Raw genomic sequence first — 25,891 nt, forward strand, 5'->3', positions numbered from 1 at the left:
CGGATCATCACCGTGGCCGGACAAAGCCCGCCGGACCGACAAAAGACCACGGCCTCCGGGGAGGAGGACAGGGGTTCAGGAGGGTTTCATGGCACCAACGACGCAAGCGACGACCACAGGTCTGTGGCCGTCTTTCCAGGCCCTGTTCGGCCACGCCGCACCGCTGCTGCTGCTGTCTGTCCTGCTGGCGGTGGCGACGCTGCTGGTCGCAGGGCACCCGGCGCGGGCCGAGATCGGGCCCAGCCTGGTGACACCGGGTGAGATGCAATCCGGCTCGCTGCTGTTCCGCGCCACCGAGAAGGGCCGCTATGTCGAGGCGCCGCGCCTGGGCACCGATGTCGACCTGACGGTCAGCGGCCCGACGGCGCGGGCCCGCGTCACCCAGCTGTTCCAGAACCCGACCGATGGCTGGGTCGAGGCCGTCTACGTCTATCCGCTGCCGGAGGACGGGGCGGTCGACACGCTGAAGATGGTGGTCGGCGATCGCGTCATCACCGGCGACATCGCCGCCCGCGAGGAGGCGCGCCGGACCTATGAGGCGGCGAAGCAGGCCGGCCAGACCGCCGGCCTGGTCGAGGAGGAGCGGCCGAACCTGTTCACCACCTCGGTCGCCAATGTCGGCCCGGGCGAGACCGTGATGATCCAGATCGAGTACCAGGAGAGCGTGCACCAGTCGGGCAGCGCGTTCTCGCTGCGCGTGCCGCTGGTGGTGGCGCCGCGCTACAGCCCGGCGCCGGTGGCGCAGACGGTCGACCTTGCGCCCGGCGGCAACGGCTGGGGCCGGACCGCCGACCCGGTGCCGGACCGCGACCGCATCACCCCGCCGGTGGCGGATCCGCGCCGCAGCGCTCCGCTGAACCCGGTGACGCTGACGGTGCGGTTGCAGGCCGGCTTCCCGCTGGGCGAGGTGGTCAGCGCCAACCATGCCGTCGACATCGATGCGCCAGGCCCGGACAGCCGCGTCATCCGGATGAAGGGCCCGGTGCCCGCCAACCGCGATTTCGAGCTGAGCTGGACGCCGGCCGCCGGCACCGCGCCCTCGGTCGGGCTGTTCCGTGAGACCGTGGCCGGCGACGACTACCTGCTGGCCTTCGTCACCCCGCCGGCCCTGGCCCAGGCGGAGGACAAGCGGCCGCGCGACGTCGTCTTCGTCATCGACAATTCCGGCTCGATGGGCGGCACCTCGATGGCCCAGGCCAAGGCCAGCCTGCTCTACGCCCTCGGCCGGCTGTCCCCCGCCGACCGCTTCAACGTGGTGCGCTTCGACGACACGCTGGACGTGCTGTTCCCGGACGCGGTGCCGGCCGACGCCGAGCATATCGGCACCGCCCGCGGCTTCGTCTCGGGCCTGCAGGCGTCGGGCGGCACCGAGATGGTGCCGGCGATGCGGGCGGCCCTGGCCGATCGCAGCACCGATGGGGCGGCCCGGCTGCGCCAGGTGGTGTTCCTGACCGATGGCGCGATCGGCGACGAGCAGCAGCTGTTCGACACCATCAGCGCTCTGCGCGGCCGGTCGCGCGTGTTCATGGTCGGCATCGGCTCGGCCCCCAACTCCTACCTGATGAACCGCGCCGCCGAGCTGGGCCGCGGCACCTTCACCCAGATCGGGTCGACCGAGCAGGTCGAGGAGCGGATGCGCAGCCTGTTCGAGAAGCTGGAGAGCCCCGTCGTCACCAACCTGTCGGCCCGGGTCTCGGCCGGCGACGCGGATGTGACGCCGGAGAGCCTGCCCGACCTGTATCGCGGCGAGCCGGTGGTGCTGGCGGCGAAGCTTGCCACGCTGTCCGGCACCATCGAGATCAAGGGCATGATCGGCGACCGGCCCTGGACCGTCACCCTGCCGGTGGCGCAGGCGGCCGAAGGCGCCGGGCTGTCGAAGCTGTGGGCCCGGCGCAAGATCGCCGACGCCGAGGTGGCGCAGACCCTGCGCCAGATCACGCCGGAGCAGGCCGACGAACGCATCCTGGCCCTGGCGCTGCAGCACCGCCTGGTGACCCGGCTGACCAGCCTGGTCGCGGTCGACAAGACCCCGCGCCGGCCGGACGGGGCACCGCTGAGCCGCAGCGACATCCCGCTGAACCTGCCCTCGGGCTGGGATTTCGAAAAGGTGTTCGGCGCGGACAAGGCTTCGCCGCCCGCCGAGTTCCGCGAGGCCGCGCTGCTGCTGCCCGCCGCGGCCCGGTCCACCGAACCCGCGGCGGCCCACAAGCCGACGCCGGTCGAGGAGGTCGTGCTGCCGGTGACCGCGACCGATGCCGAACTGCGGATCCTGGCCGGCGCCCTGCTGCTGCTCGCCGGCCTGGCCGTCTTCCGGTTCAGCCGCCGGTCGACGGGAGGCCGGGCATGAGCGCGACCCTGCCGCTGTCCCACCCCCTGGCCGGGCAGCGCCAGGCCCGGCCGCAGCGCCAGCCGCGCCCGCGGGGCCGGCCCCGGCTGCGGGTCATCGCCCTGCTGCTGATCCTGGCCGGGCTGGGCCTGGCCGGCCAGGGCGTCTGGATCCACGCCAAGGCGACGCTGGCCCAGTTCCTGCTCGACCGCGCCTTCGCCGAGACCCTGGCGACCGGCGAGGCGGCCAAGCCCTGGCCCTGGGCCGACACCTGGCCGGTGGCGCGGATCGACCTACCGCGGCTGGAGAAGAGCGCCATCGCCCTGGCCGGCAGCAGCGGCCAGGCCCTGGCCTTCGGCCCCGGCCATGTCGAGGACACGCCGGAGGCCGGCGAACCCGGCACCGCCGTCTATGCCGCCCATCGCGACACCCATTTCCGCTTCCTGGCGGATGTGAAGGTCGGCGACGAGATCGATGTCACCCGCCGCGACGGCCGCCGCGTGGCCTTCCGGGTGACCGGCACGCGGGTGGCGACCTGGGACGTCTCGGGCATCGATCCCCAGGCCCCCGGCCGCAACCTGGTGCTGGCCACCTGCTGGCCGTTCAACGCCACCACCCCGGGCCCCTACCGCTACCTGGTGGAGGCGGAGGCGGTGAATCCGGCCCCGAACGCGGTAGCGGAGGCGGCTACCGGCCCGCGACCGTGAGCGCGTTGCCCAGCGCGGCGAAGGCCGCGGTGTTGTCGAAAATGCACCAGGCGGGGATGCCCGCTTGGCGATGCCCGGCCAGCCGCCGCCGCATCGTGGCAAGCAAGGTGTCGTCGTAGTCCGAGACGTAGATTTGCGGCGATCCGTGCAGCCGATAATAGACCAGCCCGCCCCAGCCGCCCGGTTGGTCCGCCCCTGCGGCACGGGGCGGGTCGGCGGCGACCCGGGCGACCTCCAACGCCGCAAGCCGCGCCTCCGCTTCCGGCACGAACCAGCTGGGGTGGCGCGGCTCGCAGGCCGTCGGCGCATCGATTCGGCGACGCAGGGCGGTGAAGAAGGCCCCGACCGCATCGGCCTTGAACGGCAGGCTGGGCGGCAGCTGGACCAGCAGGCCCCCGAGCTTCGCGCCCAGCCCTCCGACCTCGGCCGCGAAACGGTCGATCAGGTCCTCGCCATCCACCAGCCGGCGCTCATGGGTGAGGGTCCGCGGCAGCTTCACCGCGAAGCGGAAATCCTCGGGCACGCTGGCCGCCCAGCGCTCATAGGTGGTCCGGCGATGCGGGCGGTAGAAGGAGGTGTTGATCTCGACCGCGTTCAGCCGCTGCGCATAGCGCTCGAGATGCGAGCCCTCGGCCGGAAACCGGTCGGCGTAGCGCGACGGCACGCTCCACCCCGCCGTGCCGATGAAGGTTGGTGCTTCTGTCATCTCAAGGGTAACGCGCCTGGACGGATTCCGGCCCGCCCTCAGATCTGATGCTGGCGGATGTTGAGCAGAACCTTGCGCAGGGTAGCGATGAAACCCTGGTACTCGGCCTCGCCGACGCCTTCGAACATCTGGCCGAACATGTCGTGCATCGTTGGCCACAGCAGGTCGAACAGGCGCCGCCCCTCCTCGGTGATCGAGATCTCGCGCACCCGGAGGTCGCCGGCCCGCTGCTCGCGTCGGATCAGCCCCTGCCCCTCCATGGCGTCGAGGGTGCGGCTCATGGTCGAGGGCTCGGTGACCGCGAACACCGACAGCTCGTTGATGGTCAACCCGCCGGTGACGCTGAGCACCGCCAGCACCCGCATCTTTGCCGTGCTGACGTCGTGGCCCTTCAGCGCCTCGGCCAGGTTGGCGTTCCAGCGCGCGATCACCCGGTTCATCAGATAGGGCGCGAAGTGGTTCAGCCCGATCTCGCCCATGGTCGGGCGCGCCGCGCCCTTGTCCGGACCGGGATCGGGGCGGTGCAGGACGCCGGTGCTGTCGCGCGGCCCGGTCAAGCCGCCCTCCCCCCGGCGTCGCCGGCGAAGCCGGCAGGAGCCGCCTCGCCGGCGAAGCTGGCGATGGTCTTCAGCGCGCCGTCCAGGGCGGTACCCTCCTCGTCCAGCAGCGCCGCCTGCTTCAGCCGCCCCAGCCACGCCGCCGCGTCTGCCCGGCCCTGCAGCATGGGCAGGGCCGCCAGCACCCGGTCGAATTTCGAGGCGCCGCGGGCATGGGTGTCGGAATAGCCCTTCACCAGCCGTCGGCAGCCGACGATCTCGACCGCCAGCTCGTAGTCCCGGGCCAGCGCCGCCTCGGCCGTGGCCAGCCAGGCCTGGAGATGCGCCATCTCGCGGGCGTGGCGCAGGGTGGAGCGGCGGATGCGGCGCAGGCCGCCCAGCAGGTACAGCGCCAGGAACCAGCCGATCGTGCCGGTGCGCACCCGCCGGCCGCGGTCGAGCCGGGGCCCGAAGGTGCGGAACACGCCGGGATGGCGTTCGAGCCAGAGGCCGAGCCGCCGCGGCAGGGTGCCGGCCACCTCCTCGAAGCGCGGATGCATGAATTCGGTGGTGGTGACGACCTGGCCGGGCTTGAAGCCGACTTCGGCCTTCACCCGGTCGAAGCGGCTGCCGCGGGTCTTCAGGTCGGCGACGCGGATGACATCGTCATAGGCCAGGGCCACGGCGAGATACTTGGCGCAGGCCTGCAGGAAGGCGAAGTCGCGGGCCGCGCCGCCGGCAGTCTCATCAGCCGCCCGCAAGCGGCGGAGCTCGTCCAGATAGGCGGCGGCATAGGCCGGGTCCTGGAAGTCGACCAGCTGGCGGATGCCGGCGAAGGCCATGGCATGGGCCGCCGGCGGCAGCTCGTCCCGGATCCGCCCGACCAGCCGGTCGAGCTCGGCATGGCCGGTCGGCCCGGGCAGGCCCGGCAGGCGCTTCGCCGGGGCCTTGGCCACCGGTTCGTGCGGGGCCTCGACGGCGCGGGCGAAGCCGGCGGCGAAGGCACGCAGGCTGGGCTCGACGCCCTTGCCGCCGGCCCTCACCGCGGCCTCGAAGGCGGCACGGTCGAAGGGCAGCGCCTCGGCCGCCGCCAGGGCGCCGAACAGCACGGCCGAGACCACGCTGCCGGCCTTCTCGGCCACCGCCTGCATGTCGAAGGCGATGGTGCGGCGGGCGGCGAATTCGGTGGCGTCGATCACCGTGACGGGATCGCCGATGCCGTCGCCCGGGGCCTGCTTCTCCACCACCGCATAGGACCGATGGGTCGAGGCCACCAGGACCGTCTTATCCGGCGTCACCAGCCCGCGCAGCACCGACCGGCCGGCCTCCATCAGCTCGGCGGCGATGACGATGTCGACGTCGCCGGGGGTCGGCATCAGCGACAGGACGGGCGCCTGCCCGTCCTTCGCCGGCAGCAGCTCGAGATAGTAGATGGTGGCGCCGGTGCGCTGGGCCACGCCGGGGACGGAGCTGGACTGCGCCACCCAGCCCTGCTGTTCGGCGAGTGCTACGATCCAGTCGGCCAGCACGCCGCCGCCCTGCCCGCCCATCGCCAGGATCGCCACCGACAGCGGCTTGTCGGTCGACAGCCGGGCCTTGGTCTCGGCGCCGCTCATACGTCGAACGCCAGGCGATGCCGCGCCCGGCGCCGCTGCAGCGCGCCGATCACGGCGCCGCGGATTTTGGCCAGGGTGCGGTCGAACCAGGTCGGGTTCTGGATGATGTCGGCGCGGTAGAAGGACGGGCACAGCACCGCTGCCTCTGACACCTCGCCGCAATTGCCGCAGCCGACGCAGCTGTCGTCGATCGCCGCGACCGGGTCGTCCTTCAGCGGGTCGTCGGTCTGCTTGACCGACAGCGAGGGGCAGCCGGACAGGCGGATGCAGGCATGGTCGCCGGTGCAGACATCCTCGTCGACGCCGAAGCGCTGCTTCACCACCCGCTTGCCTTCCTGCACCGCCTTGGCCAGGGCCGGCTTCACCCGGCGCTGCTTGTTCAGCATGCATTCCGAGGAGGCGACGATGATCTTCGGCCCCTTGGCCGCGGTGGTCAGCGCTTCGCGCAGCGTGTCGCGCATGCGGGCGACGTCGTAGGTGCGGTCGATGTGCCGGACCCATCTGGCGCCGACGCCCTTCACCGCGTCGACGATCGAGTTCTGGGTGGCCCGGCCGGGGTTGTCGGCGCGCGAGGACAGGATGTCCTGCCCGCCGGTGGCGGCGGAGTAGTAGTTGTCGACCACCAGGATGACGCCGTCCTGCTTGTTGAACACGGCGTTGCCGACCGAGCTGGCCAGGCCGTTGTGCCAGAAGCCGCCATCGCCCATCACCGAGATCGACCGCTTGTCGGATTCGACGTTGAAGGCCGAGGCGGAGGCCGGACCCAGGCCATAGCCCATGGTGGTGGCGCCGATGTTGAACGGCGGCAGGATCGAGAACAGGTGGCAGCCGATATCGGCCGAGACGTGGTGCGGCCCCAGTTCCTTCTCCACCAGCTTCATCGCGGCGAAGATCGGCCGTTCCGGGCAGCCGGTGCAGAAGCCGGGCGGCCGCGCCGGCACCACCTCGGCCAGCGCCTTGACCTTCGGGTGGTTCAGCACCGGTGACGGGTCGGGCAGCGGCGGCCGGTTGCCCAGCAGCACCGGGTCATGCAGCTCCAGGAAGCCGGCGATGCCCTTGACCAGGACCGGCGCGGTGTATTCGCCGCCCATCGGCAGCATGTCCTTGCCGGCGATCCGGGTCTGGATGTCGCGGCGGCGCAGCAGGGTGTTCAGCGCCTGCTCGATGAACTCCGGCGCCCCCTCCTCCACCATCAGCACCGCCTTCTTGCCTTCGCAGAACTCCGCCACCTCCTCGTCGATCAGGGGATAGGTGACGTTGAGCACGTAGAGCGGCACCGCCGAGTTGCCGTAGACATCGGCCAGGCCCAGCAGTTGCAGCGCGCGCAGCACGTTGTTGAACATGCCGCCCTGCAGGATGATGCCGACATCGCCCTGCGCCGGGCCGAAGACCTCGTTCAGCTTGTGCGCCTTGATGTATTCGACCGCGGCCGGCCAGCGCCGCTCCAGCTTCTCCTTCTCATGCAGGAACGAGGCGGGCGGCAGCACGATCCGGCTGGTGTCGCGCTTCGGGTTCTCCAGCGCCTGGCGCAGCGTGGTGGCGGGCCGTCGGTTGTCCTTGGCCGCGAACTGGCCGTGGACATGGCAGGTGCGGATGCGCACCTCCAGCATCACGGGCGTGTTCGACGCCTCGGACAGCTCGAAACCCTGTTCGACCGCCCGCACGATCGACTCCAGGTTCGGCCGCGGGTCGAGCAGCCAGATCTGCGACTTCATCGCGAAGGCGTGGCTGCGCTCCTGCATGATCGAGGAGCCTTCGCCGTAATCCTCGCCGATCACGATCAGCGCGCCGCCGGTGACGCCGCCCGAGGCCAGGTTGGACAGGGCGTCCGAGGCGACATTGGTGCCGGCGGTCGACTTCCAGGTCACGGCGCCGCGCACCGGATACATCACCGAGGCCGACAGCATGGCCGCGGCCGCCGCCTCCGACGCCGAGGATTCGAAATGGACGCCGAGGTCGTCGAGCACGTCCTTGGCGTCGGCCAGCACATCCATCAGATGCGAGATCGGCGCGCCCTGGTAGCCGCCGACATAGGACACGCCGGACTGCAGCAGTGCCTTGGTGATGGCGAGGATGCCCTCGCCGCGGAACACCTGGCCCTGGCCGAGCTTGAGATCCTCGACCTCCCGCGCAAATGACCGTTCGGCCATAGTTTAGCCCCCCAGAGGACCGGCGCCGGCCGCCCCGGCTCTCCGGCCGGGTGCGGCGCGCCGTCCGCATCGAAATCAATATATCTGCAAATGCATGTTTCTCCTGAAGCGAGGCGCCGTCAAGCCCGCTGCAGGTGATGCGAGTCATGTGCAACTGCATTCATTGATCGAAGAGCATGAGCCCCTGCCCCTTTTTGTCATGCCACGGCTTGCTCCCGGATCAAGTCCGAGGGGTGGCATCCAGGGGCGGCCAGAGCGGCTCTTGGTGGCCCTGGATTGCCCGGTCAAGCCGGGCAATGACAGGTTAAGGGACTCGTCCGCTACCGAGCGTGCCGCCGCGGCCGGGCCTTCACCTGCAACTCGGCCTGCTTCTCGGCCGCCTTCGACACTTCCCGGAAGGCTTGGTCGCGGCCGGGCCAATAAGGCTTCGGCCAAGCCTGGGTCTTGGTGCCGTACCAGGCCTCGGCCTGGCGCGTGAAGGCCGGGTTCCACAGATGCGGCCGGCCGAGGGCCACCAGATCGGCGCGACGCGTGTGCAGGATGGTGTTGATCTGGCCGGCCTCGGTGATGGCGCCCACCGCCATGGTCGCGATCTTCGGCACGTTGCGGATGGCCTCGGCGAACTGGACCTGGAACATGCGGCCATAGACCGGCTCCTGGTCGGCCACGGTCTGGCCGGCCGAGACGTTGATCAGGTCGCAGCCGGCATCGCGGAAGGCCTCGGTGACGGCGAAGACGTCGGCCTCGGTGATGCCGCCCTCCTTCCAGTCGGTGGCGGAGATGCGGACCGACATCGGCCGGTCTTCCGGCCAGACCGCCCGCATCGCCCGGAACACCTCCAAGGGATAGCGCAGCCGGTTCTCGACCGACCCGCCATAGCCGTCCGTCCGCGTGTTGGTCAGCGGCGACAGGAAAGAGGCGAACAGGTAGCCATGGGCGCAGTGAAGCTCGAGATGGTCGAAGCCGGCCCGCGCCGCCCGCTGCGTCGCCCGCACGAACTCGGCGGTGATCCGGTCCATGTCGGCGCGGTCGATCTCCTTCGGCACCGGGCTGATGCCGTCGAGCCAGGGCAGCGGCGAGGCCGAGACCACCGGCCAGCCGGCCCCGGCATCCACGATCGGATGGTCGGCCTTCTCCCAGCCCAGCTGGGTCGCCCCCTTGCGCCCGGAATGGCCGAGCTGCATCGCGATCTTCGCCTCGGTGCTGCCGTGGACGAAATCGACCAGCCGGGTCCACTGCGCCTCCTGCGCGTCGGTCCACAGGCCGGGGCAGCCCAGGCTGATCCGCGCGTCGGGCGACGGGCAGGTCATCTCGACGAACATCAGCCCCATGCCGCCGACGGCGTGCGAGGCGTAGTGCACGAAATGCCAATCGGTCAGGTTGCCCTCGGCATCGGCCGAATACTGCGCCATCGGCGCCATTACCACCCGGTTGTTCAGCTCCATGCCGCGCAGGCGGAAGCGGGTGAACATCGGCGTCGGCCGGCTGCGGCGGTAATCGTCGCCGGTCTCGCGCAGCAGCCGGTCGTAGAAGGCGTCGTCGGCCCGGCGCACGAACTCCGGATCGCGGATGCGGAGGTTGTCATAGGTGATCGACTTGGCCCGGCACATCACCACCATGGCGAACTGCATCGGGTCCATGTCGAAGGACCGGTTCATGTGCTCGAACCAGGCCAGCGACACGTCGGCATTGTGCTGGGTGACCTGGCACGGGGTGCGACGGGCGCGGTCATAGGCGGCGAAGGCGTCCGGCACGCTGGTCTCGGCCTGGGCCACCACCGCATCCGACAAAGCGATGGCGCATTCCATCGCCAGCTTGGTGCCGGAGCCGATCGAGAAATGCGCCGAGGCCTTGGCGTCGCCCAGCAGCACGATGTTCCCATGCGACCAGCGCTCACAGAAGATCCGGGGGAAGCGCCGCCACATCGATCGGTTCAGCAGCAGCGGGTGGCCCTCCAGCTCTTCGGCGAAGATCGCGGCCAGCCGGTCGCGCGATCCCTCCTCGTCGGCCTCGGTGAAGCCATGGCCCTGCCAGCAGGCCTCGTCCATCTCGAACACCCAGGTCGACCGGCCGGCCCCGTCGCCGCTTTCGTACTGATAGGTGTGGGCGCAGATCACGCCGTGCTCGGTCTGGCGGAAGAAGTAGTTGAACTCGCCCATCGGCCGGGTCGAGCCCATCCAGCAGAAGCGATTGGCCTTGAGCGAGACCTCGGGCTGGAAGGCGTCGCGGAAATGCTCGCGGATCGGCGAGTTGATGCCGTCGGCGGCGACGATGACGTCGGAATCGGCGAAGCGCTCCGCCAGCGTCGCCGGGTCGATCCGCTCGGCGAAGGACAGCTCGACCCCGACCTCGCGGCAACGGCCCTGCAGGATCTGCAGCAGCGTCATCCGCGAGGTGCCGCAGAAGCCGTTGCCGCCGCAGCGGATGGTCTCGCCCCGGTAGTGGATGGCGACATCGTCCCAATAGGCAAAGCGGTCGCGGATGCGCTCGTAGGATTCGGGGTCGCGCGACAGGAACTCGTCCAGCGTGTCGTCGGAGAACACGACGCCGAAGCCGAAGGTGTCGTCGGCGCGGTTCTGCTCATGCACCGCGACCTGCCAGTCCGGCCGCGCCTTCTTGGTCAGAAGGGCGAAGTACAGACCGCCGGGGCCGCCGCCGACAACCGTGATCCGCATCAGTCCGTCTCCCTGCGAAGGCCGGAGGTCGCGGTCCCGGCCCCATGGCAGGGAGCTTAAGCCGAATTGTTTTATACTTAAAGCATTTTGTGACGAAGGAGCCGCCACGGGGAACCGCGGCGGCCCCTTATGCTGGCGGGATGAAGGGCTGCTGGATCGCCTGGAAGGCCGGCAGCAGCTCCAGCCGCGCGGCATGGGCGGCCAGGGCCGGGAAGCCCGCCATCGGCACCAGGCCGGGATGGGCCTCGGCCAGGAAGCGCAGCATCGTGGCCACGGCGATGTCGGCATGGCCGATGCGGTCGCCGAACCAGTGGTCGCCGGCCCTGCCGGCGCGATCGGCCTCGAGCACCGCCAGGGCCTCGGCGATCTGGGCGCCGCAGCGCGAGACCCAGACATCGGACACCTCGCGATGCAACCGCAGCTCATAGAACAGGCTGACCGCCTTTTCCGCCGCCCCGGTCGCCAGGGCCGCGACCTTCAGCGCCTGGCGCCGGGCCGGCTCGCCACGCGGGAACAGCGCGCGTTCGGCGGGCACCAGGCTGTCGAGATGGTCAATGATGCTGTGGCTCTCGATCAGCACTTCGCCGCCGTCCAGCACCAGCGTCGGCACCCGCAGCAGCGGGTTGTAGGGCCGGATCTTCTCCGGGTCGCCGAACACCGACCACGGCCGGTGCTCGAACGGCAGGCCGTACAGCGTCAGGGCGATGCCGACGCGGCGGACGAAGGGCGAATCATATTGGCCGATCAGGATCATGGCGAACGCCTCCGGTCAGGACGAAGCCGGCGCTCTCCGCGGGCTTGGATCTGCTCATACAACACCACCTGCCTCTGCCGATCTGGCCGAACTCGCGGCAAGCAACACGAGATCGCTGCGGGCGCAGCCCGGCGGTGAGGCGCTCATCACCGACGGGCCACACCTGGGGTCCAAGGAATACATGGGCGGTTTTCAGGCGCTGGAAGCCGCTGACCTGGACACCGCGGCGGCCCGCCGCAACGCCACCCTCCATGTCCCCGATCCCAGGCCGATCCGCGATGGCCTCATCGCCGCCACCGCGCTCGTCCACGGCCTGACCGTGGTCACCCGGAACACGGCGGATTTCGACCCCACCGGCGTCCGCACGCTCAATCCCTGGCTGCCGTGACGCGGATGGGTGGCCGGCCGACACCGGCCCCAAAAGCAAAAGCCGCTACGCGGCGGTAGCGGCTTCCCGGGGGAGACTTGCAGAGAATGGCGCGCCCGAAGAGATTCGAACTCCTAGCCTTCTGATCCGTAGTCAAAACCAAGTGGCTGAATCTCTCGGGAAGAATCCTGAAAATCGAACGCAACCAATTGTTTTTACGCCGTTTGTCATGACTCCGATTGCCAAGGATGGACACCCCTTGCCATCGGCGCGCGTTACCCCCATGTTACCCGAACGCGCTTTCTGATTTTGGGGGTAACAGGAAATGCCTAGTTTGAGATTGTCCGACAAATACCTTAAAGCCATTAAGCCGGCACCGACTGGGAAGCGCATTGAGATCCGCGACACGCACACGAATGGTCTCAGTTTGAGGGTGGGCGACGGAGACGAAGGTTCCGGAACGTGGACGGTTGTCTACCGTCATCAGGGCAAGCAGCGGCGGCTCACTCTTGGTCGCTATCCGGCAGTGTCTTTGGATGGCGCCCGTAAGGCCGCTAGTAAGGCTCTGGACGCCGTCACGTTGGGCAGCGACCCTGCGGCCGATAAGATCGTTGCCCGCACCTCCCTGCCCGTCCAGCAGCGCACGATGCGCAAGGCCGTGGAGGACTGGCTGAAGAGAGATCAGTCCGAGAATCGCCGATCGACTGAGGTCGAACGGATCTTCAACAAGGACGTGCTGCCGAAGCTAGGTGACCGCGCCCTAGCCGACATCACGCGTCCGGACATTGTGGCTGTGATCGATGCAATCTCGGATCGGGGCGCCAAGATCGCCGCGAACCGCACACAGGCCCATATGCGGCGGTTCTTTCGGTGGTGCGTAGGGGTGCGCGGGATCCTCGCCGCCGACCCGATGAACCTTATGGAGTTTCAGAACGCCGAGAAGGAACGCACCCGTGCGTTGTCGGACTCCGAGTTGGCAGAAGTTTGGCGCGCAGCCAGCGTCGAACCTGGCCCCTTCGGTTCGGCCGTCAAATTGCTGATGGTGACGGCTGCTAGGCGCGACGAAATCATTTCGGCGACCAAAGTGGAGGTTCAGGGCGACAACCTCGTCTTGTCTGCCGAAAGGACGAAGACCGACACGCCGCGCAATATCCCCCTCACTCCTCTCGCGCAGCAGATCCTCGCCGACCTCCCGAAGCATAAGGGGCCGTATCTGTTCTCGACGACGAATGGGCACAAACCCTTCTCAGGCGTCTCAGTCGCCATGACGCGGCTTCGGACAAACATCATGGGGCTTCGTGCGCGCGATGCCCAGGCGGCGGGACGCGACCTGTCAACGGTGGCGGAGATGCCGCATTTCACGCTACATGACCTTCGCAGATCGGCGGCAAGCGGGTGTCAGCCGTTCGGTGTCATGCCAGTAGTGATCGAGCAATGGCTAGGCCATGAGTCCGGATCGCGGTCCGGTATCGTTCGCATATATCAGACATATAAATATGAAAAGGAAGTCCGGGCACTGGCTGAACAGTGGTCGCGACATGTGGAGTCCATCACTGGCACGAAAGTGATTGACACGGAGTCAACTTCTAAGAATATGGAAGAGTCCTCTGAGTGATTTCGATGAGGATATCCCCGTTATGCAGATTCTAAAAATTGATGATACGGCGGCTCTAACGAGCCTGTCGCAGAGACACATTCATCGCCTCTCCAAGGACGGCAAGTTCCCTAAGCCGATCCGGTTGTCACCCGCCCGCATCGGTTGGCGACAGGCCGATGTCGTGGCGTGGCTCGAGACGCGGGGTGAGGCATGAACGCGGACGTCGCCCCCTCCCCGCCACCCGACCCGACTGCGCATCTATTCGAATAGAACAGAATTGATGACAAGCGCCGGCCTTTGCGGGCCGTTCGCCGCTTTCACCTATCCAGTCACGGCAAAGTTATCCACATTTTCGGTATTTCAAAAATGTCGATAATGTTGCTACTTGCTAGAATTTGTGCTAAGGTGCTTTGGTAATCTGAAATTTCTATATCTGAACCACCGCAAGACAATCGTCTGAGCGGCGGATTTCCTATGCCCGTGAGGGGAGTATTTCATGATCGATAAGATCGATATTTCGGCCTATCGGCTGATGACCCCCCAGATGGTCGCAAAGATTCTGGTGCTAGACGTTCGAAGTCTTCCCAAGTTGGCGCGTCGAGAAAAGACATTCCCGAGGCCGGTTACATCCGGACTGAGACCAAGCGGCGCCCCGAGGCTCATGTTTATTGAGCGGGAATTTCTCCAGTGGTGGGCGCGAAACGAACAAAATAGACAATGGATATTCAACGATGAACCAACCGAACCGTAACGGTGAACAGCGACTCCTTGATCGCGACCGACCTAACCGTCGCCGACCCCATCCCGCCATCGCAGCACGATCTATCTTCGCCGCGGTGATCACACGGCAGGACACATCCAAGTCGGTGCCGGACGCCGCCTTCGCGGAGATCGCCGGCATCGCCAAGAAGATCGCCGAAGAGGTGAACGAGTCCATCGCCGGATCCCAGGCCAATCAGGCTGCCGCCATCCTCTCTAATGCCGACCTCGAGCAAGCTCTGATCGACTTCTCTTTCGACGTCGATGCCGCTGCCGGCGAGGACATCGTGACCGGGTCGGCGACTCTGAACGCTGCCCGGACGGAATACCTCGCAACCTGGCTGGAATGGGCTGGCCGCATCGATCGCCGGAGGATGGTGGCATGACGACATTCGCCAATATCGGAGAGGCTGTCTTTGCGTACGCCAATGCCGTCGCGATTTTGCAGCAGCACGTCGCCACGGCCGACCTCTGCGCTACCGGCCGCCGTGTCGCTGCGGAGGGTTTGCGGCTAGCGGAGAAGCGGTTGGCCCATGCCCGGCTACGGCGAGAGGACGGCGCCCGGAGATTGCGCATCGAGGATGAGCCTCGGCGGAGGGCGGCATGACGCTCCGAAGCCTGACAATCGAACAACTCCACGCCGAACGCGCCGCCGTAGAGGACCAGCTGAACAAAGCGGAATTTGAGATCTGGGATTATCGGAACAAGCTGGACGACAGTTGTTTCAGCTTGAAATGGGCCGTTAGACGTTTTCGCAACGAGCTCGACAATATCGAACAGGAAATGGAAAAGAGAAAATGACACCACAGGAATATGAAATCATCGAAAACCGCGCGGACGAACAGCGCTGCATGAGCGCCTTGCTCGACCAGATTGTTGCCAGCAAGAAGGCGGCTCGACGGGCTATTAGCGGCTATTTCGATGCGTTGCTCCTAGCGCTGATTGAGGCGTCGGACAAGCACGGAACGAAGATCCCGGAGAACGCACAATGATCCCCGTTTCAAATCCCGGTCAGGCCGAAGTCTACTACAAAGGCGCCGTCGAACAGGCCGCACGATACGAGCATGCCGGCGACCTGGAAAGGCGCGCTGAAGTTCTGGGCTGGATTGCAGACTTCAAGGTGCGGTGGAGTGCGGCGGGGTATGGGCCGCTCGACGGCACCAGCGGATGGCCGATCACGCCGCAGCAGTTTGCAGCGAAGAAGCGCGATCTGGAGAGCGAAGTTACGAAGGCCCGCATGCGCGGCGGAGAATTCTGGCATGCGCCGCAGGCCGACTTGGATGCGCACGTCGAGCTCGGTACCGGCCTCGGCTACTCGGCTTAACACAAAAGAAAAACCGCCGAGTGTCGGGCTCGGCGGCTTCAATTTTAAACCCGCTTGGCGGCGGGATATGGAGTCTGTCTATAGAATGGATAATAGCAAATATTCGGATCCGGCGCAAGCCAGAAATCCGCACCTTGACGGATCCGTCAAGCAGAATGTCGCATCAACTACAGCATCGGCACCGAATTCCCGCATAGAGTCTAGAATTCCTGCGGATTTCAGCCGTCAACCTGCTGTCAACCTGGCTGGCGACGCCACCAAGCTTAGTCGTGACAAATCCTTACATTCTGCCCGTGCGGCGAGCGCCAAAACGGGCAATCAGGTTGATCTCAACCCCCCGCTTGATTCCGTCAACTCAGCCTTGGTCTGCCACTACGATCTGGAATTCATCCGCGGATGGACGTGCTCACAGCTTCGCGCCATCGCCGATTCAGTTGAGGCGCAGGATCCCGCGTATAAGGCCCCGGCCGCCGTCGAGGACATCCTCGACATTGCCAGCCGGTTGATTGCGTGGAACCTGACTAGGACCCGGCAAGGCGCTGCCGTCGACCGGTTCTCGGAAACCCAGGACACGGCGCGCAGGCATCTCGGCGAGGCCGCCTATCGTTGGATCGATGGCGGCCATTTGGATTTCCGGACGAGGTCCGCAGCATGACGCCCGATCACGATGACTCCAACGTCCGCACCAACATCAGCTCATCCGTGTCGCCTGGCCCGCTACCGTTCGTCCCCTGGGCCGAGATGGAGATCGGCAACGTCTTCAGCATCCAGTCCGGGAAGCCGATCGATCTGCCGGCCGGCAAACAGCCTCGCTCCCTGCCGGTGATCGACTGGCCGGATATCGTTCCCCAGGGCGAGGTTCTGACTCTCGTCCGCGGCCTTCTCGCGCCCAACTCCCTGGCGATGATTTACGGCCCATCCAACGTCGGCAAATCCTTCGCCGCGCTCGACCTCGCCACGTCCGTAGCCGCATCGACACCGTGGCGCGGCCTGGACGTGGACGGCGGGACCGTCATCTATGTCGGGGCCGAGGGCGCTCACGGCCTCCGGAGGCGCGTGGAGGCCATCCGCCGGCATCGGGGCATCACCGGCGCCCTACCCTTCAGCCTCGTTCCCGTGGCCCTGAATCTAACGGCAGAGGATCGGGCGGACGCCACGGCGCTGATCGGCATGACGAAGGCTGCCGTCGAGCGCTTTGGACAACCGGCCAAGCTGATCATTGTCGATACCGTCCACCGGTGTTTCGCTGGTGCGGAAGAGAACTCGGCCAGCGACATGGGCCGCTTCCTGGCCAACGTCGACTACGTCCGCGAGAAGACAGGTGCCGCCGTCCTGCTGATCCACCACAGCGGCAAAGACGAAACCCGCGGCGCCCGTGGCTCGTCCGCTCTGCGCGCCGCCGTCGATACCGAGCTCGCCGTCAGCGCTGACGAAGATGGCACAATCCGCATGACCCTCAGCAAGCAAAAGGACGGGGCATCAGAAGGCGAGTTTGCGATGACGCTGCATGACGTCGAGATCGGCGAGGATGACGACGGCGAGCAGATGTTGGCCCCGGTGGTGCAGCACGTCGACGTCCCGCCAGCGAAGAAAAAGACCGGGAAGCTGAATGATCGGCAGGCGCTGGGCCTTCGCGCCCTGCACAACCACTTCGCCGGAACCGATCGCGATACGGTCGATTTCGGCACGTTCAAGACGATCCTCGTTCAACGCGGCGTGTTGGAGGAAGGATCCAATCCGGCCCTCTTCACCCGCCTTCGTCAGCAATTGGAACGGCTCGGGAAAATCTACTACAACAGCGGACAAATCGGCCTCACGAAATCCGGCCAGAAGCTATAGCGCTTACACCCCTTACACCCCTTACACCCCCCCCTGTGGGAGGTGTAAGTGTAAGTGGGCAATTACAGGTACTTACACCCTGAGAAATGGCTGAATTGAACCATTTTTACACTCCTTACACCTTAGGCAATTACAGGTGTAAGTGACCAAATCGCTTACACCCTGCTTACACCCCTCGCAAGCCCGTCAGAACCGGGTGCCGGCCGCGCCATCAACTCTATTCCTCATAGGCCAGATCCCGGTCGCGCCGCCGGGACAGGGGCCTGAGAAGAGGGACAGGTATCGACGCCCGCACCCTATTCCAACCACTCAGAAAAACGAGAGACCCATGGAACTCCTAACAGCCACCGGCGTGCCGCTGCTGCTTTGCGACGACGGCGTGATCGTCCCCGCCGCACTCGAGCCGGACGACGTGCCGGCCGCCCCCATCGCCACCACCCCAATCAAAGAATAGGAACGCAAAATGTCCGAGAAAATTACTATCCGCGACGACGCACACCTTTCCGAAATCGGCGCCGTTGGTACCGCCCCATGGTTCAGCGTTCCCCCCTCCGGACTGGTCTCAGAACCGATGCATCAGGCGAAGGAGATGCACAGCGCGCTCACGGCCATCTACAACGAAGCAGCCGAAAAAGCTGCAAAGATCCGGGCGGATGATCTTATCAGCGAAAAGCGCCGTGCCACGCTGCTAATTGAGCACGGCGAGGCCCTACGCGACAAGGTTGAGGCCCTGCGTCCGAAGCTCGGCGTTGTCGCCTCCGGCCGCGATCGGATGGCCGCGGATCTGGAGCGGGCCGGTGTGTCGACGCCAGGCCCAATTGGTCCGCTCGGACTGATGATCTGGCAGAAATACGGTGATCTTGACGCTATGCAACTCGAGATCGTGTATCAGGACTTTTGCGAACAAATCGGCCGCCATCCGAACGCTCAAGCAATCGTCGAGGCGCTTGAGACGATGCCGAACTTTCACAGGCCGAATGCAGATGGAAATATCGCCATCAGCCTCCAGATCAACCGCCCGTGGCGTCGCCTGTCTGATGACATCGTGGCAAAGCAGCAGAAGCTCAGAGGAGAGCGCGCTAACCCCGAACTCGCCGATGTGCTGGGCCGCGTCAGGGACGCTCACAGCGATCTGACGCGGACGCACAAGCAGGTTCTCGATCATGTGGTCGAGTCGTTCGATCTGGCGCGCAACGACTTCATCGAGGTCACTGCGCGCGGGGATTAACTGATCGTCCCGACATCCCAGCCGCCCGACACGGCTGGGAATTAACATACGATAATGTGGTGCATAAAGAAATATTGCATCTCCCTGGCGTAATATAATGTACGATTATTATGTCGGATGATTGCCCGATTGTCCGGCATCCCGCGGCCCGCCGGGTTCGTCCCCCAACGGATTCGGCGGGTCGCACCACATCTCACCGCCGCGCCCGACAACGCGGCGGGAAACCTTCCTAGACGTGATCCGGACGGGCTCTGGTAGCCTTGCCGGGCGCCGGTAGCCTCCATCTCCCGGCGCAGCGGTCTCGGCGACCGTCCAGAAGCCTCCCGGTCGCCGGGCCGCACCTAAACCCCTCTCGATCCCGTCCGGCGCGTATCCAGCGCGGCCTCGCTCGCAATCGTCAACCGGACCACACTACACTCGCGCAGTGGTATCCTGGCATCGCTCTCGCCCCTGCCCTGGCCCCGCCGATGCCAAGTCGCGACGCTATTACCCCGGCGTTACCCGACAATGCGGCACCGCCAAGAAATTCCTTTTCTTTCAATGCTTTGAACGCTCACACCCTCTGCTACCTAATCAGAGATCGCGATTTCGACCATCCCATCGACGTCCGCTGATCGCGCTGGCGTGGCGCGTGGCGGCCGATCCGTCCGGCATAGCGCCTGGTGACCGACCACCGGCGCGAGGCCCTCCGTGGGCCGCGGGACCCACGGCGGCTAGCCCTCCCCGGCCCTAAGTGCTCGGTGGGGGTGTGTAGGTACCCACTTCGAATTCCCCGACAACCGTAAATAGCCGATTTCTACCCGACAGATTTCCGGCCAGACAATCCGAAATTTCTCATCAACCCAGCCCGCACGGTTCGCCGTTGCGGGCTTTTTTATTGGAAAAAATTCATGGCCGGCATCTTCGAAACTGATCTTCCTAGCGTTTCTACTATCGACAAGATCCGCGGCACTAAAGCCCGGTCGAGCTCGAATATCACCCCCACGAATCTCGCCAATCAGATGGCGCCGCTCATGTCCGTCATCGACGGCGACGGCATCGTCAAGCTGTTGCCGGACTGGATCATCGCCCTTCAGAACGCATCTGCCGGTGGCGTGCTCGGCTACAGCACGAAGGCCCAGATGGTCGCGGCGACCCCGACCGTGCCCGCCACTGGCGTGATGCGGACCGTCACGAACGACCCCGCGGATTCGGCCGGTTCGATTAACGGCACGTGGAGATACGACCCGGCCGTCGGTGGCGATCATTGGGTGAAGTCTGCGGACCAGGTGAGTGGGTTGCGGGCGGATGTCGCCACGATGCAGCCCAAAGTCGCTCAGGCGGCGGCGGCCAATGACGGGGTCTATCTGGCTACCGGGGCGCCGAGACCGATCGCATTCGCTGACACCACGAGTTACGCGCAGACCTGGGTAAATATCAGCACGCCGGCGACGCGTTTCACGATTACGGCGAGTACAGCGGGATATCAGGTTGTGGGTTTGGCTGGTCTTAGCAGCCCGTGGCCGGTCGGCATCAAGCTTCCTTATGATTTGGTGCCCGGTGACAGCTACTACATTGAGGGCAAGTATACCGCCGGGACGATGACGTCGAATTCCGGGTTCTTTATCGGAACGGATCCGACGACGACTGGAGACATCTCCACCAACGCTCGTCTCCTAGTGCGCCGCGGCACCATCCTGAATCCGTCTCTCGCGAACGGGACGAGCTCGGACGGCGCGCGCACCGTGGCCCCGGCCTTCTCTGCCCCGGCCTTCGTCAATGACACCGTTGTCGGTTTTCAGGTCGACGTCCAGTCCGACCGAAGTCTAGCAGTCAAGATTTTCCAAGACGGAGGTCAGGTATCTAGTGATGTCGCCGTTACGCCAGCCACCTCGGCTGGAGCCGTCGTCATCGGCATGATGATCGCAAACGGCCAGACAGCGATCATTACTAAGATCACCCGGAGAGCGACGTCTGGAACTACTCTGTTTGTTCACTCTGGTGTCGCTTCGTCTGGGGACGGTACCCGCAGAGCTCCGCTGAAGTCTTTGACCGACGTCAACGGAACTATTGTAAGTCAGGGTCTCGTCGGCCAGCCAATCACGATTACCAACCTGACTGACAACGTCTACGGCTACCTCGAGATGAAGGACACCCTGTCGCCGCGCTGGACCCTCAACGGCCTGCCGGGCGGCAACACGGCGCTAAATGGCTTTAATTTTGCCGAGACGCCGACCTGGACAGTTGTTGGCAGCACGGGCGGGACGGTTTGGACTACTCCGACGAAACATGGTTTGGACGTTGTATCGCATCCTAATCAAGTATTCGTCACAAACCTATCTTGGAATCCGCGGCCTTGGTACGTCTTCCCCCATAAGGCATTGGTCACGCGCAGCACCGCCAACGGCGGCGTGGACATGGCGGGCGATACGGCCGGGTCCACAGCTAGCCAGGGCGGCCAGATCTACCTCCGCCTGCCAGATGGCCTGCCCAGCGCCGATCCGAACGCCTATCCGACTGGCGGCTACGGCCTGGTGGTTTCGCGGGCGGTTAGCCTCATTAAGGTCATCGGTGCCCCTGAGGTCCACCTAAACAACCTCACCCTACGCTGGTCATCCGGGGCACTGTTCACGGGCGGCGCCGGGTTCGGCACCATCAACAACTGTGTGTTTGAGTGGAGCGGATACAATAATCCTAACATCCAGGTCGAAAACGGACAGTACACGATTGACGGCGGCCATTCCTTCTATAGTGACGGCGACGGGATCGGGCGGACTCCCCGCATCGATATGCCGTTTCAGGCCGGTTCGGTCCTGACCACCAAAGTGCGCAACTTCGAAATTGCGTATACCGGATCTCAGGCCGGGGCCAGCGGCGGCGATGGGATTTCCGATCACGTTCTCGATATTGTGTTCGATGCCTCAAACCGGTCCAATCGACTCTATCTGGAGAATGTCTACATCCATGATTGCTGGAAGTGCGGCTACGTCGGGTCGGACGACTACCTGAAGGCGCACGGCATCCGCATCGAGCGGTGCGGAACCGAGCAGTTTGCTGTCTTGGGTGTCGCGACTGCCAATGCGGTGGGGCGGACGCAGCGCGCGATTGTGAGTGATTTTAGATTCGATCCTCAGGGTCTCGGCACGACAGGTGTACGGACTCTGTACACGGACGGCATGGCGCTGTGCGAGCTCGACCTGACCAATGGTTGGATTGGCACACCAGCGGCAGGCGGTAGAGAGCTTGAAGCCCTGGCTACGACGCTGACGGTCGCGGGTGTCCCACAGACTCGAGACATTACGGACAACATCATCCGGTTCACCAACGTCCGAACCGAACGGGACGCGGGCTCCGTCGTGAAGAACGGCGACGGCCTGGCGACTGGCCTGCTGACCTTCTCCAGCAACCCGGCCAACGGCGACACGGTGACGATCGGCGCCGTGACTTACACGTTCAACACGACGCTGGGTGGGGGCAATTCGATCAAGATCGGCGGCAGCGCGCTGAAGACCCGCAACAACCTGGTCGCGGCCGTCATGGCGGACCCGCTGCAGATCGGGGACAACTTCGGCGCCAGCACGGTAGTGCATCCAACCGTCACCGCGCTCGCTGCGGCCGGGAACGTTGCGCTGAAGGCAAAAACCGCAGGAACGGGCGGCAACTCAATCGTCACCACCAAGGTGTCGACGGCTCTGTCGTTCGGTGCGAGCACGCTCACGGGTGGCGTGGCGGCGTCTGGTACGTTCGTTCCGGTCATCGGCTACGCGCTGGCCTGATCGCCTCCCCTCACCCGCCCAATCCATAGCCCGCCTCGAGCGGGCTTTTTCATTCCTGGAGCTCACATGATCACAATCGATGTCACCGGCCTTGACGCCGAATTTGCCGATTTCGAAAAACAGATGATTGCCGCCGTCGCCGATGAGGTCGAGTCCGTGGTCACCGACGTCCATGAACGAATCCTCGATCGCAGTCCCGTCGACACCGGCGAGTTTGTCGCGAGCTGGCGAGTAAGCCGCGACACGCCAGAGCTCGTTTCCAACGGCCCTGTGGGGCCTGAGACGCCAGGCGCGGCTCAGATGGCTCTCGGCACCGAACCGAACCGTGCGGCCGCGGAAGCGATCTCCAGGGCCAGCCGCGACGCGACGGACTTCTCGGATCCGTTCCGACAGTTTTGGATTTCGAACGCATCCCCCCAGGCTATCCCCATTGAATACGGCGACGCGTCGAAGCGTGCGCCGGCGGGTGTGGCGCGGCTGGCCGTGGAAGAGGTTGCGGCGGGGGTGCGCTGATGGAGTGTGTCGCGGATCGCGCCTGGGTTGACCGTGGAACCCACTGCGGTTTGGTTGCGCCCATGGAGGAAGTTGTGGTGACAGAGAAGATGGTTGACGCTGGTATATCTGAAATCAGAGAACATCAATATCTGGGGGACGCAAGATACATGGTGGAATGCTTATACCGAGCTATGTTCTACCTAAGCATAGACGCCGACTCAACCAATTCGGATAAATAACTAAGTGCAATCTTTGCTATATTTGAAGGAGAAATGTCCGTCAATATTTTTCCTTTATGATATTTTGGTGGGTCATAGAGATCCTTTCCTCGTCCGCGTACCGTAATTAGGGCAATGTGAGGGAAGGTTTGTTCGATTAGAATCGGTTTGCCATCGAGGCTGCGCATTTCTATTTTACCGACGCCTCTCTCAAGATTTGCGTTAAAAATTATAGAATCGCTATAACCTTCTTTTCTTACTCCGACCGAGAGACGTCCCGGCACTTCTTTAGATATTGGTTCAATGCCGTGTTCGTCATCGTTTCTCGCTTGATATACGTATTGAAGCAGTTCGTCATTTCGTCTTTCGGCCGACTTGGCGCCAAACCATTGACGTGATTGCGGTGATATCTTTGCGCCTTGTTCTAGAACTGTGTAGATACCTTTGGCTGATGTTAGAAACGTGAACCAGATATCGCAAAACGATTCAAAATTATTACATTCCTCTAATTCCTTTATAGCTTTTTCGGCTATCCGGAGACGGCCGCGAGCCTTTGTGATAGCTTTCTGGTCCATTTTCTAAGATTCCAAACCATAAGTTAGAACCGGAAACCCAGTGCTCCCAAGAGCATCATCACCACGAGGAAAATCGCTGCCCAATTCAAACCACGGTTAACAAATTCCATCAATAACTTTGCCACACTATACCTCGATACAATACATCCCTCAGCCGATCTTACCTATGACGGCGCGCGGACTGCATCCACATCGCTTGGCGATTGGGCGTTCCTTAACGTTATCGCGCGCCTGATTGCATCGTTTTGTTCGATGATATGCGCCAAAGCGAACCACAGAACCGATGCTACCGCCCCGGCTACTGCATACCCTACCGACCACCCGATGAGTGTGCTGCGCAATGCACCAGAGCCGCCGTACGATGAGAGACTAGAACTGTCCGGCCAAGTGGCTACGCATAGCACCACAGCCCCTACGATCTGGACGACGCCAATCATACGCAGGATGTCTGAGAAAGATTTCTCGTCGCGCGCCCTATCCGCTGTTGCAGTCACTTAACCCTCCTTCAGAACAATTTAATGACAAAAAGGGGAGCGGTGAGCTCCCCTTTCCCTATTTGCGTTATTTTGGATTGTGATCTGCGTATACAATTAATCTCCAGCGAATTGTTCCTTGCGTCCCGTTGTGTTGATGATGATTCTGCGGCGGAAATGGATCGCCCTTATTTGAAGTTACCTCTCGATTACAACCCATACAGCGGTAGATTCCAGAATTGGGAACACTTGTTCCGGGGGAATGATCCGAATCATAGGCATCACCAGAGCTCTTCTGAAGATATTTGTCATATTTATACCAAGCCACAGCGTCCTCCCAATTTACGTTTGAATATTTAGCAAAAACTACGCATAAATGCAGTTGAATGTCACGCCAGACCAAACCGTGTGCGCGACGACTAGCATCCTAGACCTCGGGCGTGAGAAGGACATCCAGCCCAATTGAGTTAAAACGCCGATAGCATTTATATAAAATTGGTTGTGCTGAAGCCACTGCCCGACTTTGAGTCCGTCCTGGCCGCCTGATCCGCCTTCCTGCCAGGCCCCTCATTCGGCCTATCCGCCGCGCCGCCGTCTGAAATCGCGCACAGGGCGCGCAGGACGACCGACGCGGCTGAGGGTCACACCGATACGGAAATCCCCGCCGTGGCCATCCACGGGCCACCGGGCGCAGTCAAATCCATCGAAATTCGCCACAGCCAAACCCGCCGATCTGAGCGTCGGCGGCGGACCAGGACGCTTGTCTTGCGTCCGCCCATACGGCGGCGCTAATCATCATTCTATCATCTGTAGTAATGTACGGAATTCGTATCTCCGTCCTCTAAGTCGATGTACGAAATTCGTACAACTCGTTGGCGGTATCGGATCAACTCTCAGAACAATGCAAGAATATATCGCTTGACTCCTTCGCGGAATCCGCAGCCAATATCCCTGTCGCCGCCGAATGGGGCGGCTGGATACAGGGAACAGGTTCATGTGCACGATAGAGGCCGAACGGCCACTCGATATTGCCAAGAAGCAAATTGCCGCGATGGAGCCCGCCCTATGCGACGCCCTTCCCGCTTACATTCCGGTCGGGAAGTTCATCCGGACGGTACAGACGGTGGTGACGCAAAACCCAAAACTGCTGGATTGTGACCGGACCAGTTTGTTTGCCGCCTGCGAGGAAGCCGCGCGGCTGGGGCTGATGACGGATGGCATTCTCGGCGAGTCCTGCCTCGTGCCGCGCCCGGATGGCACGGTCGGACTCAGGATCATGTACAAGGGCCTCTTGAAGCTGGCCCGCCATCCGGGCGAGTTGAGCACGATTTTCGCCGACATCGTCTATTCCAACGACTCGTTCACGGCCGATCCGCTCCACCACGAAGAAGCTGAAGGCGACCGGGGCCATCCTGTCGCCTACTACGCCCGCGCAAAGTGGCGTGAAAGCGGCGAGTGGGAAACGGTCGTGATGACTCATCAGGATGTCGAGCGCATTTGTGACAGCACTGATGGTTGGAAGGCGTTCAAGACCGGCAAGATCAAGGACACGCCGTGGGAGACGCACTTTGACGCGATGGCCCTGAAGGCGGTTCTGATCAAGCTGTGTAAGACGCTGCCGCAGACGGTGGCGCTGCGCCGCGCGCTGGAGATCGAGGCGGCGGGAGGACGCGCAGCATGATCACCGAAGTCATCGATTTCGCATAGAACACCATGCTGAGCGCGTCGGCGGCGGTGCCCCGCATCAATTGACCCTAAACGTGAGACAGGGCCGCCCTCTTGAGCGGCCCT

Annotated in this window: 25 protein-coding genes; 18 read left to right on the top strand and 7 right to left on the bottom strand. The window is 64.1% G+C overall.

The window, feature by feature from the left end:
- The first annotated feature begins 88 nt into the window (after positions 1-88).
- Together E9232_RS05525 and E9232_RS05530 are read left to right on the top strand one after the other, a co-directional pair.
- On the top strand, positions 89-2,347 hold the full coding sequence (locus E9232_RS05525; protein WP_309792611.1) for a marine proteobacterial sortase target protein: 2,259 nt from the start codon (positions 89-91) through the stop codon (positions 2,345-2,347).
- On the top strand, positions 2,344-3,033 hold the full coding sequence (locus E9232_RS05530) for a class GN sortase (RefSeq protein WP_309792612.1): 690 nt from the start codon (positions 2,344-2,346) through the stop codon (positions 3,031-3,033). The genes E9232_RS05525 and E9232_RS05530 overlap by 4 nt, the downstream gene beginning before the upstream one ends.
- Here the strand turns inward: E9232_RS05530 and E9232_RS05535 are convergent.
- From E9232_RS05535 to E9232_RS05560, 6 genes are all read right to left on the bottom strand, one after another.
- Entirely contained in the window at positions 3,014-3,739 is a 726-nt protein-coding gene (locus tag E9232_RS05535; protein WP_309792613.1) for a DUF72 domain-containing protein, read from the bottom strand. The genes E9232_RS05530 and E9232_RS05535 overlap by 20 nt on opposite strands.
- A gap of 38 nt (positions 3,740-3,777) precedes the next feature.
- On the bottom strand, positions 3,778-4,296 hold the full coding sequence (locus E9232_RS05540; protein WP_309792614.1) for a MarR family winged helix-turn-helix transcriptional regulator: 519 nt from the start codon (positions 4,294-4,296) through the stop codon (positions 3,778-3,780).
- Positions 4,293-5,891 carry an indolepyruvate oxidoreductase subunit beta family protein gene (locus tag E9232_RS05545; RefSeq protein ID WP_309792615.1) on the bottom strand — a complete coding sequence of 533 codons (1,599 nt, stop codon included), beginning with the start codon at positions 5,889-5,891 and terminating at the stop codon, positions 4,293-4,295. Before E9232_RS05545 ends, E9232_RS05540 begins: the two co-directional genes overlap by 4 nt.
- Positions 5,888-8,041 carry a thiamine pyrophosphate-dependent enzyme gene (locus tag E9232_RS05550; RefSeq protein WP_309792616.1) on the bottom strand — a complete coding sequence of 718 codons (2,154 nt, stop codon included), beginning with the start codon at positions 8,039-8,041 and terminating at the stop codon, positions 5,888-5,890. The genes E9232_RS05545 and E9232_RS05550 overlap by 4 nt, the downstream gene beginning before the upstream one ends.
- Positions 8,042-8,361: 320 nt before the next feature.
- A complete protein-coding gene (locus tag E9232_RS05555; protein WP_309792617.1) occupies positions 8,362-10,716 on the bottom strand; it encodes an oxidoreductase in 2,355 nt (784 codons plus the stop codon).
- A gap of 127 nt (positions 10,717-10,843) precedes the next feature.
- Entirely contained in the window at positions 10,844-11,470 is a 627-nt protein-coding gene (locus tag E9232_RS05560; RefSeq protein ID WP_309792618.1) for a glutathione S-transferase family protein, read from the bottom strand.
- Here E9232_RS05560 and E9232_RS05565 point away from each other — a divergent pair.
- The 15 genes from E9232_RS05565 (at position 11,469) to E9232_RS05630 (ending at position 22,852) form a co-directional block, all read left to right on the top strand.
- The gene (locus tag E9232_RS05565; protein WP_309792619.1) at positions 11,469-11,858 is read left to right on the top strand and encodes a YciI family protein; all 390 of its coding nucleotides are present in this window, start codon (positions 11,469-11,471) and stop codon (positions 11,856-11,858) included. The genes E9232_RS05560 and E9232_RS05565 overlap by 2 nt on opposite strands.
- Positions 11,859-12,177: 319 nt before the next feature.
- Positions 12,178-13,452: a tyrosine-type recombinase/integrase gene (locus E9232_RS05570; protein WP_309792620.1), complete on the top strand. Its 1,275-nt coding sequence runs from the start codon at positions 12,178-12,180 to the stop codon at positions 13,450-13,452.
- Positions 13,453-13,474: 22 nt separating this feature from the next.
- The gene (locus E9232_RS35785; RefSeq protein ID WP_374710595.1) at positions 13,475-13,648 is read left to right on the top strand and encodes a helix-turn-helix transcriptional regulator; all 174 of its coding nucleotides are present in this window, start codon (positions 13,475-13,477) and stop codon (positions 13,646-13,648) included.
- A gap of 282 nt (positions 13,649-13,930) precedes the next feature.
- Entirely contained in the window at positions 13,931-14,185 is a 255-nt protein-coding gene (locus tag E9232_RS05575) for a hypothetical protein (protein WP_309792621.1), read from the top strand.
- Positions 14,166-14,579 carry a hypothetical protein gene (locus tag E9232_RS05580; protein WP_309792622.1) on the top strand — a complete coding sequence of 138 codons (414 nt, stop codon included), beginning with the start codon at positions 14,166-14,168 and terminating at the stop codon, positions 14,577-14,579. The genes E9232_RS05575 and E9232_RS05580 overlap by 20 nt, the downstream gene beginning before the upstream one ends.
- Positions 14,576-14,800 (top strand): hypothetical protein, encoded by a 225-nt coding sequence (locus tag E9232_RS05585; RefSeq protein WP_309792623.1) that lies wholly within the window; start codon positions 14,576-14,578, stop codon positions 14,798-14,800. The genes E9232_RS05580 and E9232_RS05585 overlap by 4 nt, the downstream gene beginning before the upstream one ends.
- Complete coding sequence (locus E9232_RS05590) at positions 14,797-14,994, top strand: hypothetical protein (RefSeq protein WP_309792624.1); 198 nt, start codon at positions 14,797-14,799, stop codon at positions 14,992-14,994. The genes E9232_RS05585 and E9232_RS05590 overlap by 4 nt, the downstream gene beginning before the upstream one ends.
- Positions 14,991-15,185 (top strand): hypothetical protein, encoded by a 195-nt coding sequence (locus E9232_RS05595; protein ID WP_309792625.1) that lies wholly within the window; start codon positions 14,991-14,993, stop codon positions 15,183-15,185. Before E9232_RS05590 ends, E9232_RS05595 begins: the two co-directional genes overlap by 4 nt.
- Complete coding sequence (locus E9232_RS05600; RefSeq protein ID WP_309792626.1) at positions 15,182-15,517, top strand: hypothetical protein; 336 nt, start codon at positions 15,182-15,184, stop codon at positions 15,515-15,517. The genes E9232_RS05595 and E9232_RS05600 overlap by 4 nt, the downstream gene beginning before the upstream one ends.
- An 85-nt stretch (positions 15,518-15,602) precedes the next feature.
- Complete coding sequence (locus E9232_RS05605; RefSeq protein ID WP_309792628.1) at positions 15,603-16,172, top strand: hypothetical protein; 570 nt, start codon at positions 15,603-15,605, stop codon at positions 16,170-16,172.
- Positions 16,169-17,356, top strand: a complete 1,188-nt coding sequence (locus E9232_RS05610) for a helicase RepA family protein (RefSeq protein WP_309792629.1) — start codon at positions 16,169-16,171, stop codon at positions 17,354-17,356. Before E9232_RS05605 ends, E9232_RS05610 begins: the two co-directional genes overlap by 4 nt.
- A gap of 328 nt (positions 17,357-17,684) precedes the next feature.
- A complete protein-coding gene (locus E9232_RS05615; RefSeq protein ID WP_309792630.1) occupies positions 17,685-17,810 on the top strand; it encodes a hypothetical protein in 126 nt (41 codons plus the stop codon).
- 9 nt (positions 17,811-17,819) lie between these two features.
- Positions 17,820-18,584, top strand: coding sequence for a hypothetical protein (locus tag E9232_RS05620; protein WP_309792632.1), 765 nt, complete (start codon positions 17,820-17,822; stop codon positions 18,582-18,584).
- Positions 18,585-19,474: 890 nt separating this feature from the next.
- On the top strand, positions 19,475-22,339 hold the full coding sequence (locus E9232_RS05625) for a hypothetical protein (RefSeq protein WP_309792633.1): 2,865 nt from the start codon (positions 19,475-19,477) through the stop codon (positions 22,337-22,339).
- Positions 22,340-22,405: 66 nt separating this feature from the next.
- A complete protein-coding gene (locus E9232_RS05630) occupies positions 22,406-22,852 on the top strand; it encodes a hypothetical protein (protein WP_309792634.1) in 447 nt (148 codons plus the stop codon).
- 178 nt (positions 22,853-23,030) lie between these two features.
- On the opposite strand, the gene E9232_RS05635 is transcribed toward E9232_RS05630, so the two are convergent.
- The gene (locus E9232_RS05635) at positions 23,031-23,627 is read right to left on the bottom strand and encodes a hypothetical protein (protein ID WP_309792635.1); all 597 of its coding nucleotides are present in this window, start codon (positions 23,625-23,627) and stop codon (positions 23,031-23,033) included.
- Positions 23,628-25,094: 1,467 nt separating this feature from the next.
- On the opposite strand from E9232_RS05635, the gene E9232_RS05640 reads away from it, so the two are divergent.
- Positions 25,095-25,781, top strand: a complete 687-nt coding sequence (locus tag E9232_RS05640) for a recombinase RecT (RefSeq protein WP_309792636.1) — start codon at positions 25,095-25,097, stop codon at positions 25,779-25,781.
- Positions 25,782-25,891: the final 110 nt, after the last annotated feature.

Source organism: Inquilinus ginsengisoli, from assembly GCF_031453975.1.
In the GTDB taxonomy this organism is placed as follows: Bacteria; Pseudomonadota; Alphaproteobacteria; order DSM-16000; family Inquilinaceae; genus Inquilinus; species Inquilinus ginsengisoli_A.